This window comes from Leclercia tamurae, from assembly GCF_025566055.1.
Classification (GTDB): Bacteria; Pseudomonadota; Gammaproteobacteria; order Enterobacterales; family Enterobacteriaceae; genus Enterobacter; species Enterobacter tamurae.
This window is the reverse complement of the sequence record NZ_JAMHKS010000058.1, coordinates 13,944-29,031: the sequence shown is the minus strand read 5'-3', so window position 1 is coordinate 29,031 and position 15,088 is coordinate 13,944. Positions and strand designations below refer to the sequence as shown.

Sequence of the window (15,088 nt, the reverse complement as noted above, 5' to 3'; positions counted from 1 at the left end):
TGGACAATTCATGAAGCAATTAACACTCCTCGGCTCAACCGGATCGATCGGTTGCAGCACGCTCGACGTCGTTCGCCACAATCCTGAACACTACACCGTGACCGCGCTGGTCGCCGGGAAAAACGTTCAGCGCATGGTCGAGCAGTGTCTTGAGTTTGCGCCACGCTATGCGGTTATGGACGACGAGGAGAGTGCTCGCCAGGTAAAAGCGTTGCTGGCCGAAAACGGCAGCCGGACCGAGGTATTAAGCGGTCAACAGGCCGCCTGCGACATGGCAGCCCTCGATGACGTAGACCAGGTGATGGCAGCGATTGTGGGTGCTGCAGGCCTGCTGCCGACGCTGGCGGCGATCGATGCCGGGAAAACGGTGTTACTGGCCAACAAAGAGTCGCTGGTGACCTGTGGACGCCTGTTTATGGAGGCAGTGAAGCAGCGCGGCGCGCGTCTTTTGCCGGTAGATAGCGAACATAACGCTATTTTTCAGAGTTTACCGCAACCGTTTCAGCAAAACCTGGGGTACGCTGATCTGGAGCAGAATGGTGTCTCTTCTATCCTGCTTACCGGGTCTGGTGGCCCGTTCCGCGATACGCCGTTGTCTGACCTGGTCTCAATGACCCCGGATCAGGCCTGCCGTCATCCGAACTGGTCGATGGGGCGTAAAATCTCCGTCGATTCGGCCACCATGATGAATAAAGGTCTGGAATACATTGAAGCCCGCTGGTTGTTTAACGCCTCGGCAGCGCAGATGGAAGTGTTGATTCACCCGCAGTCGGTGATCCACTCCATGGTCCGTTACCGGGATGGCAGCGTAATGGCGCAGTTAGGCGAACCTGATATGCGGACGCCTATTGCCCATACGATGGCGTGGCCAAACCGCGTGGTCTCCGGCGTGAAGCCGCTCGACTTCTGCAAATTAAGTGCACTGACGTTCAGCGCGCCGGATTATCAGCGCTATCCGTGCCTGAAGCTGGCGATGGAGGCCTTCGAGCAGGGGCAAGCGGCAACAACCGCCCTCAATGCGGCGAATGAGATTGCTGTCGCCGCCTTCCTCGAACAGCGGATCCGCTTTACGGATATCGCTGCGCTGAACCTCTCTGTTCTTGAGGCGATGGATTTACGCGAGCCGCAAAGTGTGGATGATGTGCTGACCGTCGATGCGAACGCCAGGCTCACGGCGCAAAAAGCGGTGACGCACCTCGCAAGCTGGTGATAATCCAGCCGCGTGTGGTCATGCTATTTGTTAGCGTTGGGCTTCAGTGATATAGTCTGCGCCACCTGATTGCGGGTAGTTGACGTTACGTGGTCAGGTAAGCCGTGGTATGACACGGCTTTTTTACGTAAAGGCTTCAGTATTCCTGAGTACCGTTAAATCCTTTCAGGGACCAAAAACGCGTTATGTTGTCTGCGAATCAACCAATAAGCGAGAACTTGCCAGCACATGGCTGTCGTCATGTAGCAATCATCATGGATGGCAATGGCCGCTGGGCGAAAAGACAAGGGAAGATCCGAGCCTTTGGGCATAAAGCTGGGGCGAAATCTGTTCGCCGCGCCGTTTCTTTTGCCGCCAATAACGGCATTGACGCGTTAACGCTCTATGCTTTCAGCAGTGAAAACTGGAATCGACCTGCGCAGGAAGTTAGCGCGTTGATGGAATTGTTCGTGTGGGCGCTCGACAGCGAAGTAAAAAGCCTGCACCGCCACAACGTTCGCCTGCGTATTATCGGCGATACCAGTCGTTTTAACTCACGTTTGCAGGAACGTATTCGTAAAGCGGAAGCGTTGACCGAACAAAACACCGGCTTAACGCTCAATATCGCGGCGAATTATGGCGGACGTTGGGACATTGTCCAGGGTGTACGGCATTTGGCTGAACAGGTTCAGGAAGGGCTATTACAGCCGGACCAGATTGATGAAGAGGCGCTGAGTCAGCAAATCTGCATGAGTGAACTGACACCCGTGGATTTAGTAATTAGGACAGGGGGAGAACATCGCATCAGTAACTTTTTGCTGTGGCAAATTGCCTACGCCGAACTTTACTTTACAGATGTTCTTTGGCCCGATTTTGATGAACAAGACTTTGAAGGTGCGCTGCATGCCTTTGCCAATCGAGAGCGTCGCTTTGGTGGTACCGAGCCTGGTGGCGACAACGCCTGATGGGGGTAGCTTTTGCTGAAGTATCGCCTGATTTCTGCGTTTGTTTTAATACCTGTTGTCATCGCGGCGCTGTTTTTACTGCCACCGGTGGGCTTCGCTATTGTCACACTGGTCGTATGCATGCTGGCAGCGTGGGAGTGGGGGCAGTTTAGTGGCTTTACCTCGCGTTCTCAGCGGGTATGGCTGGCGGTGCTGTGCGGACTGATACTGGCGCTGATGCTCTTTATGCTGCCAGAGTACCATCACAATATTCATCAGCCGATAATCGCGGGTTCGCTCTGGCTTTCGCTGGGATGGTGGCTCGTGGCTCTGCTGCTGGTGCTCTTCTACCCAGGTTCTGCGTCGCTGTGGCGTAATTCGAAACTACTGCGCCTCTGCTTTGGGCTGTTCACCATTGTTCCTTTCTTCTGGGGAATGCTGGCCCTCCGTACCTGGCACTACGACGATAACCCTTACAGCGGGGCGTTATGGCTGCTGTATGTCATGATTCTCGTCTGGGGGGCTGACTCTGGCGCCTATATGTTTGGTAAACTGTTTGGCAAACATAAACTGGCACCAAAGGTCTCCCCGGGGAAAACCTGGCAGGGCTTTATCGGCGGTCTGTTTACGGCGGCGATTATCTCCTGGGGTTATGGCGTTTGGGCCAACCTTGAGGTCGCACCGGCAACTTTATTGGTCTGTTCTATCGTCGCAGCGCTGGCTTCCGTGCTGGGTGATTTGACCGAAAGTATGTTTAAGCGTGAAGCAGGGATCAAAGACAGTGGCAATCTTATTCCAGGACACGGCGGTATCCTGGATCGTATAGACAGCCTGACGGCGGCGGTTCCCGTGTTTGCCTGCCTGTTTTTGCTGGTGTTTGGGACGATTTAACGGAAGGTTTTATGCTTAGCATTCTCTGGAATCTGGCGGCGTTCATTGTTGCACTGGGTGTACTTATCACGGTGCATGAATTTGGCCATTTCTGGGTTGCTCGGCGCTGTGGCGTGCGTGTAGAGCGCTTTTCAATTGGCTTTGGGAAAGCGCTCTGGCGTCGTAACGATCGCCACGGCACAGAATTTGTTATTGCCCTTATCCCACTCGGCGGCTACGTCAAAATGCTGGATGAGCGCGTCGAGCCAGTGGCGCCTGAAGTGCGCCATTACGCGTTCAACAACAAAACCGTTGGCCAGCGCGCCGCAATCATTGCTGCCGGTCCGGTGGCAAACTTCATCTTCGCCATCTTTGCTTACTGGCTGGTGTTTATCATCGGTGTCCCTGGCGTTCGTCCGGTTGTTGGTGAAATAACACCCAACTCCATCGCGGCAAGCGCGCAAATTAATCCGGGCATGGAACTTAAAGCGATCGATGGTATCGAAACCCCTGATTGGGATGCCGTGCGGTTACAACTGGTTGCCAAAATTGGTGATGAGCAAACGACCGTTAGCGTGTCACCTTTCGGTTCCAGTGCGCGTCAGGATAAAATCCTGAATTTACGCACCTGGACCTTTGAGCCAGATAAAGAAGATCCCGTTGCAGCGTTAGGCATCCGCCCACGCAGCGCGCAGATTGAACCGGTGCTCGCTGAAGTCCAGTCTGATTCCGCTGCGCGTAAAGCAGGTTTGCAAGCGGGCGACAGGATCGTTAAAGTCGATGGTCAACCTTTAACGCAGTGGATGACCTTTGTTACTCTGGTGCGTGATAATCCAGGTACGCCACTGGCGCTGGAGATAGAAAGGCAGGGGAGTCCGCTCTCTTTAACGCTCATCCCAGATACCAAATCGGGTGGCGGAAAGGCCGAAGGTTTTGCAGGCGTGGTGCCAAAAGTGATTCCGCTGCCTGATGAGTACAAGACAATACGCCAGTATGGGCCGTTCAGCGCCATTCTTGAAGCCACGGATAAAACATGGCAACTGATGAAGCTGACCGTGCAGATGCTGGGGAAACTGATTACCGGTGACGTAAAACTGAACAACCTCAGTGGGCCGATTTCGATCGCTCAGGGGGCTGGGATGTCAGCAGAGTTCGGGGTGATTTACTATCTCATGTTCCTTGCGCTCATTAGCGTGAACCTCGGGATAATAAACCTGTTCCCACTGCCTGTTTTAGACGGGGGTCATCTGCTGTTTTTAGCGATTGAGAAGCTAAAAGGCGGACCGGTATCCGAGCGAGTTCAAGACTTTAGTTATCGCATTGGTTCGATTTTACTGGTGCTGTTAATGGGGCTTGCACTTTTCAATGATTTCTCTCGGTTGTAAGAGAGTGTTAGGAAGAACGCATAATAACGATGGCGATGAAAAAGTTGCTCATAGCGTCGCTGCTGTTTAGCAGCGCGACCGTATACGGTGCTGACGGGTTCGTAGTGAAAGATATTCATTTCGAAGGCCTTCAGCGTGTCGCCGTTGGTGCGGCCCTCCTCAGTATGCCAGTGCGCCCAGGCGACACGGTTAATGATGAAGACATTAGTAATACCATTCGTGCGCTGTTTGCCACTGGCAACTTCGAGGACGTTCGCGTCCTGCGCGATGGTGATACGCTGTTGGTTCAGGTAAAAGAGCGTCCAACGATTGCCAGCATCACTTTCTCCGGCAACAAGTCGGTGAAAGACGACATGCTCAAGCAAAACCTTGAGGCCTCTGGCGTCCGTGTTGGCGAATCTCTGGATCGCACCACCCTCTCTGATATCGAGAAAGGGCTGGAAGATTTCTACTACAGCGTCGGTAAATACAGCGCGAGCGTCAAAGCGGTTGTGACTCCGCTGCCACGTAACCGTGTCGATCTGAAGCTGGTGTTCCAGGAAGGCGTTTCCGCGAAGATCCAGCAGATTAACATCGTCGGTAACCATGCGTTCAGCACCGACGAGCTGATCTCTACCTTCCAGCTGCGTGACGAAGTGCCGTGGTGGAACGTGGTAGGCGACCGTAAATACCAGAAACAGAAACTGGCAGGCGATCTCGAGACCCTGCGCAGCTACTATCTGGATCGCGGCTATGCGCGCTTCAACATCGACTCGACTCAGGTCAGCCTGACGCCAGACAAGAAAGGCATCTACATCACCGTTAACATTACCGAAGGCGATCAGTACAAGCTTTCTGGTGTGGAAGTGAGTGGTAACCTCGCGGGTCACTCTGCCGAGATCGAAAGTCTGACCAAACTGCAGCCGGGTGAACTGTATAGCGGGGCGAAAGTGACCAAAATGGAAGACGGCATTAAAAAGCTGCTCGGCCGTTATGGTTATGCTTACCCACGCGTACAGACTCAGCCTGAAATCAACGATACGGATAAAACCGTTAAGCTCCACGTTAACGTTGATGCGGGTAACCGTTTCTACGTTCGTAAGATCCGCTTTGAAGGCAATGACACCTCCAAAGATTCTGTTCTGCGCCGCGAAATGCGCCAGATGGAAGGGGCGTGGCTGGGCAGCGATCTGGTTGACCAGGGTAAAGAGCGTCTGAACCGTCTGGGTTATTTCGAAACCGTCGATACTGATACGCAGCGCGTACCAGGTAGACCGGACCAGGTAGATGTCGTCTACAAGGTTAAAGAGCGTAATACCGGTAGCTTTAACTTTGGTGTCGGTTACGGTACTGAAAGTGGCGTCAGCTTCCAGGTAGGCGTGCAGCAGGATAACTGGTTAGGTACTGGCTATTCCGTCGGTATCAACGGTACCAAAAACGACTACCAGACCTACTCTGAGCTCTCCGTTACTAACCCTTACTTCACCGTTGATGGTGTGAGTCTGGGCGGTCGTATTTTCTATAACGACTTTAAAGCGGATGATGCGGACCTCTCTTCGTATACCAACAAAAGCTACGGCGTTGATGGTACGCTCGGCTTCCCGATTAACGAATACAACACCTTGCGTGCTGGCTTAGGTTATGTGCATAACGACCTGTCCAACATGCAGCCGCAGGTGGCAATGTGGCGCTATCTGGATTCTATCGGACAGTCTGCCAGCACCTCGAATGATGATAACGGCTTTGCCGCCGATGACTTCACCTTCAACTATGGCTGGACGTACAACCGCCTCGACCGTGGTTTCTTCCCGACCGAAGGTTCGCGCGTCAACCTGAACGGTAAAGTCACGGTTCCGGGCTCAGATAATGAGTTCTATAAAGTCACCCTCGATACCGCGTCCTACTTCCCGATCGACGAAGACCATAAATGGGTGGTTCTGGGTCGTACGCGCTGGGGTTACGGCGACGGTTTAGGTGGCAAAGAACTGCCATTCTACGAGAACTTCTACGCGGGCGGCTCAAGCACCGTGCGTGGCTTCCAGTCCAACAACATTGGTCCGAAAGCAGCGTATTACGGTGGCAATGACGAAGATAACTGCGATAAGGCTTCATCAAGCGAAGTGTGTAGCTCTGATGATGCAGTAGGTGGTAACGCCATGGGTGTTGCCAGCCTGGAGTTTATTACGCCTACGCCATTTATCAGCGATAAGTATGCCAATTCCGTACGTACCTCCTTCTTCCTGGATGCGGGTACCGTATGGGATACTAACTGGGAAAATACCAGTGCGACCCGTGCTGCAGGCATTCCGGACTACAGCGATCCGAGCAATATTCGTATGTCTGCGGGTCTCGCACTACAATGGATGTCACCGCTGGGGCCGTTGGTCTTCTCCTACGCCCAGCCGTTTAAGAAATACGAGGGAGACAAAGCGGAGCAGTTCCAGTTTAATATTGGTAAAACCTGGTAATTGTCCGCCGCAAAGGAATGCGTTGGCAGTGTAGCGCTGACAACTGGCGATCGCAGGATCGCCTTGCCACGCAAAGAACGGTACCTTCGGGTACCAATGGGATGGTAAGGAGTTAATTGTGAAAAAGTGGTTATTAGCTGCAGGTCTCGGTTTAGCGATGGCAACTTCTGCTCAGGCAGCGGACAAAATTGCAATCGTCAATATGGGTAACTTGTTCCAGCAGGTTGCGCAGAAAACAGGTGTTTCTGCCACGCTGGAGAACGAGTTCAAAGGCCGTGCAAGCGAACTGCAAGGTATGGAAAAAGATCTGCAATCCAAAATGCAGCGTCTGCAGCGCGATGGTTCTACCATGAAAGCGAGCGAGCGCAGCAAAGTGGAAAAAGACGTAATGGCTCAGCGTCAGACCTTCTCTCAGAAAGCGCAAGCTTTTGAGCAGGATCGTCAACGTCGTTCTAACGAAGAACGTGGCAAGCTGGTTACCCGTATCCAGTCTGCTGTGAAAGCTGTTGCTGCCGATCAGAACATCGATCTGGTTGTTGATGCCAACGCTGTTGCATTCAACAGCAGCGATGTTAAAGACATCACCGCTGATGTCCTGAAACAGGTTAAATAAGTAATGCCTTCAATTCGACTCGCTGATTTAGCTCAGCAGTTGGATGCAGAATTACACGGTGATGGCGATATCGTCATCACCGCTGTTGCGTCCATGCAGTCTGCTAAAGCAGGCACTATCACCTTCATGGTAAGCCCGAAGTACCGTGAACATCTGGCGCTTTGCCAGGCGTCTGCTGTCGTACTGACGCAGGACGATTTGCCGTTTGCCGCAGGTGCTGCGCTGGTAGTGAAGAATCCCTACCTGACGTATGCCCGTATGGCACAAATTCTCGATACCACGCCGCAGCCGGCACAGAACATCGCACCCAGTGCGGTGATTGATCCGACGGCGCAGCTGGGTAACAACGTATCAATTGGTGCCAATGCCGTTATCGAATCAGACGTCGTGCTGGGCGATAACGTGGTGATTGGCGCCGGTTGCTTCGTGGGTAAAAAAACAAAAATTGGTGCAGGCTCTCGTCTGTGGGCCAATGTCTCCGTTTACCATGAGATCGAAATTGGTGAACATTGCCTGATCCAGTCCAGCACCGTTATCGGTTCGGATGGTTTCGGTTATGCCAACGATCGTGGTAACTGGGTGAAGATCCCGCAGCTGGGACGGGTGATCATCGGCGATCGTGTCGAAATCGGCGCATGTACCACCATTGACCGTGGTGCGCTTGATGACACGATTATCGGTAATGGTGTTATCATCGATAACCAGTGCCAGATTGCACATAACGTTGTGATTGGCGACAATACCGCGGTTGCCGGTGGCGTTATTATGGCAGGCAGCCTGAAGATTGGCCGTTACTGTATGATTGGCGGCGCCAGCGTCATTAACGGGCATATGGAAATATGCGACAAAGTCACGGTGACAGGCATGGGCATGGTTATGCGTCCTATCACTGAGCCGGGCGTCTACTCCTCAGGCATACCGTTGCAGCCTAACAAGGCGTGGCGTAAAACTGCTGCCCTGGTAATGAATATTGATGATATGAGCAAGCGCCTCAAGGCCATTGAGCGCAAAATCGATCAACAAAACTAAGCGTTCACCCGTTTAACGCACACTTCCCGGCCTGTCGGCTTTCTTATAAACCGGCAGGCCGTGTTATTATTGCCATTCAGATATTTTGACAGGAAGAGTATTTTGACTACTGACACTCATACTCTGCATATTGAAGAGATTTTAGAACTTCTGCCGCACCGCTACCCGTTTTTGCTGGTAGACCGTGTGCTGGATTTTGAAGAAGGTCGTTTTCTGCGCGCAGTGAAAAATGTTTCTGTAAACGAGCCATTCTTCCAGGGGCATTTCCCTGGGAAGCCTATCTTCCCGGGCGTATTGATCCTGGAAGCGATGGCTCAGGCTACCGGTATTCTGGCGTTTAAAAGCGTTGGTAAACTGGAGCCGGGTGAGTTGTATTACTTCGCAGGTATCGACGAAGCGCGCTTTAAGCGCCCGGTCGTGCCTGGTGATCAGATGATCATGGAAGTGACTTTTGAAAAAACGCGTCGCGGCCTGACTCGCTTTAAAGGCGTAGCTCTGGTTGACGGCAAAGTTGTTTGCGAAGCTACCATGATGTGCGCGCGTAGCCGGGAGGCCTGATACGTGATTGATAAAACCGCCTTTATTCATCCAACCGCCATTGTGGAAGAGGGCGCCGTTATCGGTGCTAACGTTCACATTGGTCCATTTTGTATTGTTGGACCCCATGTTGAAATTGGTGAGGGTACCGTACTGAAATCTCACGTCGTGGTGAATGGTCATACGACCATTGGCCGCGATAACGTGATCTATCAGTTCGCCTCCATCGGTGAAGTTAACCAGGATCTGAAATATGCTGGCGAACCGACCCGTGTGGAAATTGGCGATCGTAACCGCATTCGCGAAAGCGTCACCATTCATCGTGGCACAGTACAGGGTGGTGAATTGACGAAGGTGGGCAGCGATAACCTGTTTATGGTCAACGCGCATATCGCGCATGACTGTACCGTTGGTAACCGCTGTATTCTCGCCAATAACGCAACGCTGGCGGGACACGTATCAGTTGACGATCATGCCATCATTGGCGGCATGACCGCGGTCCATCAGTTCTGCATCATTGGTGCGCACGTGATGGTTGGCGGCTGCTCCGGCGTGGCGCAGGACGTCCCGCCGTATGTGATTGCGCAGGGCAACCATGCGACGCCGTTTGGCGTCAACATCGAAGGCCTGAAGCGTCGCGGCTTCAGCCGTGAAGCGATTATGGCTATCCGTAACGCCTACAAACAGCTTTACCGTAACGGTAAAACGCTGGAAGAGGCGAAGCCGGAAATCGCTGAACTGGCGAAACAGCATCCTGAGGTGAACGCGTTTGTGGAATTCTTCGCACGCTCAACTCGCGGTCTGATTCGTTAATGGTTGATAGTCGCCCGCTGACGATCGCCCTTGTCGCCGGAGAAACCTCCGGCGATATTCTTGGTGCCGGTCTTATTCGAGCGCTCAAAGCGCGCGTTCCCAACGCGCGCTTTGTCGGCGTTGCTGGTCCATTGATGCAGGCTGAAGGGTGTGAAGCCTGGTACGAGATGGAAGAGCTGGCGGTGATGGGTATCGTCGAGGTGCTGGGGCGCTTGCGCCGTTTGCTGCATATCCGCGCCGATTTGACGCGCCGTTTTACCGAACTACAGCCCGATGTATTCGTCGGCATTGATGCGCCTGATTTCAACATTACCCTCGAAGGTAATCTGAAAAAGCAGGGGATCAAAACCATCCATTACGTCAGTCCGTCCGTCTGGGCGTGGCGACAGAAACGTGTTTTCAAAATAGGCAGATCGACGAATCTCGTTCTGGCTTTCCTGCCTTTCGAAAAAGCGTTTTACGATAAATTCAACGTGCCGTGCCGCTTTATCGGCCACACCATGGCTGATGCCATGCCGCTGGATCCCGATAAAAATGCGGCTCGAGACGTGCTCGGTATTCCACATGATGCTCACTGTCTGGCCCTGTTGCCGGGCAGTCGTGGAGCTGAAGTGGAAATGCTCAGTGCAGATTTCCTGAAAACGGCGCAGATCCTGCGTCAGACCTATCCTGACCTCGAAGTGGTCGTGCCGCTGGTGAATGCCAAACGCCGGGAACAGTTCGAGCGCATTAAGGCTGAGGTCGCCCCGGATCTGCATGTTCATCTGTTGGATGGCAAAGGCCGTGAGGCGATGGTCGCCAGCGATGCCGCGCTGCTGGCATCCGGCACCGCCGCGCTGGAGTGCATGCTGGCGAAATGCCCGATGGTGGTAGGCTATCGTATGAAGCCGTTCACCTTCTGGCTGGCGAAACGTCTGGTGAAAACCGATTATGTCTCCCTGCCGAACCTGCTTGCCCGCCGCGAGCTGGTCAAAGAGCTGCTGCAGGATGAGTGCCAGCCACAGGCGTTAGCCGCCGCGCTATTACCGCTGCTGGCCGATGGCAAAACCAGCCATGAAATGCATGACACCTTCCGGGAATTGCATCAGCAGATCCGCTGTAATGCCGATGAACAGGCGGCTGACGCGGTGCTGGAGTTAGCACAATGATGGAATTTGTTTACCCTCACACCCATCTGGTGGCGGGTGTGGATGAAGTGGGGCGTGGGCCGCTGGTGGGTGCCGTTGTCACTGCCGCGGTGATCCTCGATCCTGCTCGTCCGATTATCGGTCTGAATGACTCAAAGAAATTATCCGAAAAGCGCCGCCTGGCACTGTTCGATGAAATTAAAGAGAAAGCGCTGGCCTGGAGTCTGGGGCGGGCGGAGCCGCATGAGATCGACGAACTGAATATCCTGCATGCCACCATGCTGGCGATGCAGCGCGCGGTGGCCGGGCTGAGCGTGGTACCTGAGTATGTGCTGATCGACGGAAATCGTTGTCCGGCGCTGCCCATGCCGTCTCTGGCGGTCGTTAAAGGCGACAGTCGGGTGGCCGAAATCAGCGCCGCCTCGATTATAGCCAAAGTCTCCCGCGATGCCGAAATGGCCGCGCTGGATCTCACTTTTCCCCAGTATGGCTTTGCTCAGCATAAGGGGTATCCTACCGCTTTCCACCTGGAAAGACTGGCTAAACACGGCGCAACTGAACATCACCGCCGCAGTTTTGGGCCGGTGAAACGCGCACTGGGACTCGTGTCCTGAATCAAGACGCCAATAAGTAACGCGGAATCTGAAGATGGCTGAACCACGTTTCGTACACCTGCGGGTGCACAGCGACTATTCCATGATTGATGGGCTGGCGAAGACCGGGCCGCTGGTGAAAAAGGCGGCCGCGCTTGGCATGCCTGCGCTGGCGATCACCGACTTCACCAACCTCTGCGGTCTGGTGAAGTTCTACGGAACGGCGCACGGTGCCGGTTTGAAGCCGGTGATTGGTGCCGATTTTCACGTTCAGAGCGAGCTTCTCGCCGATGAAATGACGCAGATCAGCGTCCTGGCGATGAATAACACCGGTTACCAGAATCTGACGCTGCTGATCTCCCGGGCCTACCAGCGTGGCTACGGCCCGCAGGGGCCGTGGATCGATCGCCAGTGGCTGGCGGAGCTGAACGAGGGATTGCTGCTGATCTCCGGCGGGCGCATGGGCGACGTCGGTCGATGCCTGCTGCGTGGCAATGACGCGCTGGCTGAGCAGTGCGTCGATTTTTATAAAGAATATTTCCCGGATCGCTTCTATCTGGAGCTGATCCGCACCGGTCGTCCGGATGAAGAGAGCTATCTGCACGCTGCGGTCGCCCTTGCAGAACAGCATGGGCTGCCGGTTGTGGCGTCCAACGATGTGCGCTTTATCAACGCCGACGATTTTGACGCCCATGAAATTCGCGTCGCCATCCACGATGGCTTCACCCTCGACGATCCGAAACGCCCGCGCAACTATTCGCCGCAGCAGTATATGCGCAGCGAAGAGGAGATGTGCGAGCTGTTCTCCGATATCCCGGAAGCGCTGGAAAACAGCGTAGAGATTGCCAAACGCTGCAATGTCACCGTCCGCCTGGGCGAGTACTTCCTGCCGCAGTTCCCGACTGGCGACATGACCACGGAAGATTTCCTGGTCGTGAAATCGAAAGAGGGTCTGGAAGAGCGTCTGGAATTCCTCTTCCCGGACCCGGCCGTGCGCGCCGAAAAGCGCCCGGCCTATGACGAGCGTCTGGATATTGAACTCCAGGTTATCAACCAGATGGGGTTCCCCGGCTACTTCCTGATCGTGATGGAGTTTATCCAGTGGTCGAAGGACAACGGCGTACCGGTAGGGCCGGGCCGTGGTTCGGGTGCCGGCTCGCTGGTGGCCTATGCACTGAAAATTACCGATCTCGATCCGCTGGAGTTTGACCTGCTGTTCGAACGTTTCCTTAACCCGGAACGTGTCTCGATGCCCGACTTCGACGTCGACTTCTGCATGGAGAAACGCGACCAGGTTATTGAGCACGTGGCAGACATGTACGGCCGCGATGCGGTATCGCAGATTATTACCTTCGGTACGATGGCGGCAAAAGCGGTTATCCGTGACGTGGGCCGCGTGCTGGGGCATCCGTATGGCTTTGTCGACCGCATCTCGAAGCTGGTGCCGCCCGATCCGGGCATGACCCTGGCGAAAGCTTTTGAAGCTGAACCGCAGCTGCCGGAGATCTACGAGGCCGACGAAGAGGTCAGAGCGCTGATCGACATGGCGCGCAAGCTGGAAGGCGTCACCCGTAACGCCGGTAAACACGCCGGTGGGGTGGTGATTGCCCCGACCAAAATTACCGATTTTGCGCCGCTGTACTGCGATGAGACCGGCTCGCACCCGGTCACCCAGTTCGATAAGAACGACGTAGAATACGCCGGGCTGGTGAAGTTTGACTTCCTCGGTTTGCGTACGCTCACCATCATCGACTGGGCGCTGAAGATGATCAACCCGCGCCGGGCCAAACAGGGCCTGGAGCCGATTGATATCGCGGCGATCCCGCTGGATGACAAGAAAAGCTTCGACATGCTGCAGCGCTCGGAAACCACCGCGGTGTTCCAGCTTGAATCCCGCGGCATGAAGGATCTGATCAAACGTCTGCAGCCTGACTGCTTCGAAGACATGATCGCTCTGGTGGCGCTGTTCCGTCCGGGGCCGTTGCAGTCGGGGATGGTAGATAACTTTATCGACCGTAAGCATGGCCGGGAAGAGATCTCCTACCCGGACGTGCAGTGGCAGCACGAGTGCCTGAAACCGGTTCTGGAACCGACTTACGGCATCATCCTGTATCAGGAACAGGTGATGCAGATCGCCCAGGAGCTCTCCGGCTACACCCTCGGCGGCGCGGACATGCTGCGTCGTGCGATGGGTAAGAAAAAGCCGGAAGAGATGGCCAAGCAGCGCGGCACCTTTGAAGAAGGGGCGAAGAAAAACGGCGTTGATGGCGAACTGGCGATTAAAATCTTCGATCTGGTAGAGAAATTCGCCGGATACGGCTTTAACAAGTCACACTCCGCCGCTTACGCATTAGTCTCTTACCAAACGCTGTGGCTGAAAGCCCACTACCCGGCAGAATTTATGGCCGCGGTAATGACCGCCGATATGGACAACACCGAGAAAGTGGTTGGCCTGGTGGACGAGTGCTGGCGCATGGGGCTGAAGATCCTGCCCCCGGACATCAACTCCGGTCTGTACCATTTCCACGTTAACGACGACGGGGAGATTGTGTACGGTATCGGCGCCATTAAAGGCGTGGGTGAAGGCCCAATCGAAGCGATCATCGAAGCCCGTAACCAGGGCGGCTACTTCCGCGAGCTGTTCGACCTGTGCGCGCGGACCGATATTAAAAAGCTTAACCGTCGGGTGCTGGAAAAGCTGATCATGTCCGGGGCGTTTGACCGTCTGGGGCCGCATCGCGCCGCGCTGATGAACTCGCTGGCCGACGCCCTGAAGGCCGCCGATCAGCACTCGAAAGCCGAAGCCATTGGTCAGGCGGATATGTTCGGCGTGCTGGCTGAAGAGCCGGAGCAGATCGAACAGTCCTACGCCAGCTGTCAACCGTGGCCGGAACAGACGGTGCTGGACGGCGAGCGTGAAACGCTGGGTCTGTACCTGACCGGGCACCCGATCAACCAGTATCTTAAAGAAATTGAGCGCTATGTCGGAGGCTACCGGCTGAAAGACATGCATCCGACAGAACGTGGTAAGATGACCACGGCTGCGGGGCTCGTCATTGCCGCGAGGGTTATGGTCACCAAGCGCGGCAATCGTATCGGCATCTGTACGCTGGATGACCGTTCCGGGCGGCTGGAGGTGATGTTATTCACTGACGCACTGGATAAATACCAGCAGTTGCTGGAAAAAGACCGCATACTTATCGTCAGCGGACAGGTCAGCTTTGATGACTTCAGCGGGGGGCTTAAAATGACCGCCCGCGAAGTGATGGACATTGACGAAGCCCGGGAAAAATATGCTCGCGGGCTTGCTATCTCGCTGACGGACAGGCAAATTGATGACCAGCTTTTAAACCGACTCCGTCAGTCTCTGGAACCCCACCGCTCGGGGACCATTCCAGTACATCTCTACTATCAGAGGGCGGATGCGCGTGCACGGTTGCGCTTTGGTGCGTCGTGGCGTGTCTCTCCGAGCGATCGTTTACTTAACGATCTGCGTGGCCTCATTGGTTCGGAGCAGGTGGAACTGGAGTTTGACTAATAC

12 protein-coding genes are annotated in these 15,088 nt (G+C 54.6%); all 12 read left to right on the top strand.

From position 1 onward, the window contains the following. The first annotated feature begins 10 nt into the window (after positions 1–10). The 12 genes from ispC (at position 11) to dnaE (ending at position 15,085) form a co-directional block, all read left to right on the top strand. Entirely contained in the window at positions 11–1,210 is a 1,200-nt protein-coding gene (gene ispC, locus M8318_RS00930) for a 1-deoxy-D-xylulose-5-phosphate reductoisomerase (protein ID WP_262660669.1), read from the top strand. A 185-nt stretch (positions 1,211–1,395) separates the two neighbouring features. Beyond that, entirely contained in the window at positions 1,396–2,154 is a 759-nt protein-coding gene (gene ispU / locus M8318_RS00925; protein WP_106994302.1) for a (2E,6E)-farnesyl-diphosphate-specific ditrans,polycis-undecaprenyl-diphosphate synthase, read from the top strand. A 12-nt stretch (positions 2,155–2,166) separates the two neighbouring features. Further along, positions 2,167–3,024: a phosphatidate cytidylyltransferase gene (cdsA, locus tag M8318_RS00920; RefSeq protein WP_262660668.1), complete on the top strand. Its 858-nt coding sequence runs from the start codon at positions 2,167–2,169 to the stop codon at positions 3,022–3,024. An 11-nt stretch (positions 3,025–3,035) separates the two neighbouring features. Beyond that, positions 3,036–4,388 (top strand): sigma E protease regulator RseP, encoded by a 1,353-nt coding sequence (rseP, locus tag M8318_RS00915; RefSeq protein ID WP_262660667.1) that lies wholly within the window; start codon positions 3,036–3,038, stop codon positions 4,386–4,388. A 29-nt stretch (positions 4,389–4,417) separates the two neighbouring features. After that, positions 4,418–6,835: an outer membrane protein assembly factor BamA gene (bamA, locus tag M8318_RS00910; RefSeq protein WP_106994305.1), complete on the top strand. Its 2,418-nt coding sequence runs from the start codon at positions 4,418–4,420 to the stop codon at positions 6,833–6,835. Between the two features lie 118 nt (positions 6,836–6,953). Then, positions 6,954–7,448: a molecular chaperone Skp gene (skp, locus tag M8318_RS00905; RefSeq protein WP_225759553.1), complete on the top strand. Its 495-nt coding sequence runs from the start codon at positions 6,954–6,956 to the stop codon at positions 7,446–7,448. Positions 7,449–7,451: 3 nt separating this feature from the next. After that, entirely contained in the window at positions 7,452–8,477 is a 1,026-nt protein-coding gene (gene lpxD / locus M8318_RS00900) for a UDP-3-O-(3-hydroxymyristoyl)glucosamine N-acyltransferase (protein ID WP_262660666.1), read from the top strand. A 102-nt stretch (positions 8,478–8,579) separates the two neighbouring features. Continuing rightward, entirely contained in the window at positions 8,580–9,035 is a 456-nt protein-coding gene (fabZ, locus tag M8318_RS00895; RefSeq protein ID WP_007373234.1) for a 3-hydroxyacyl-ACP dehydratase FabZ, read from the top strand. Between the two features lie 3 nt (positions 9,036–9,038). Further along, positions 9,039–9,827, top strand: coding sequence for an acyl-ACP--UDP-N-acetylglucosamine O-acyltransferase (gene lpxA, locus M8318_RS00890; protein ID WP_032616625.1), 789 nt, complete (start codon positions 9,039–9,041; stop codon positions 9,825–9,827). Next, complete coding sequence (lpxB, locus tag M8318_RS00885) at positions 9,827–10,975, top strand: lipid-A-disaccharide synthase (RefSeq protein ID WP_106994308.1); 1,149 nt, start codon at positions 9,827–9,829, stop codon at positions 10,973–10,975. Before lpxA ends, lpxB begins: the two co-directional genes overlap by 1 nt. After that, positions 10,972–11,568 (top strand): ribonuclease HII, encoded by a 597-nt coding sequence (gene rnhB, locus M8318_RS00880; RefSeq protein ID WP_262660665.1) that lies wholly within the window; start codon positions 10,972–10,974, stop codon positions 11,566–11,568. The genes lpxB and rnhB overlap by 4 nt, the downstream gene beginning before the upstream one ends. A gap of 34 nt (positions 11,569–11,602) precedes the next feature. Next, positions 11,603–15,085, top strand: coding sequence for a DNA polymerase III subunit alpha (gene dnaE, locus M8318_RS00875; RefSeq protein WP_262660664.1), 3,483 nt, complete (start codon positions 11,603–11,605; stop codon positions 15,083–15,085). The last annotated feature ends 3 nt before the right edge of the window (positions 15,086–15,088 follow it).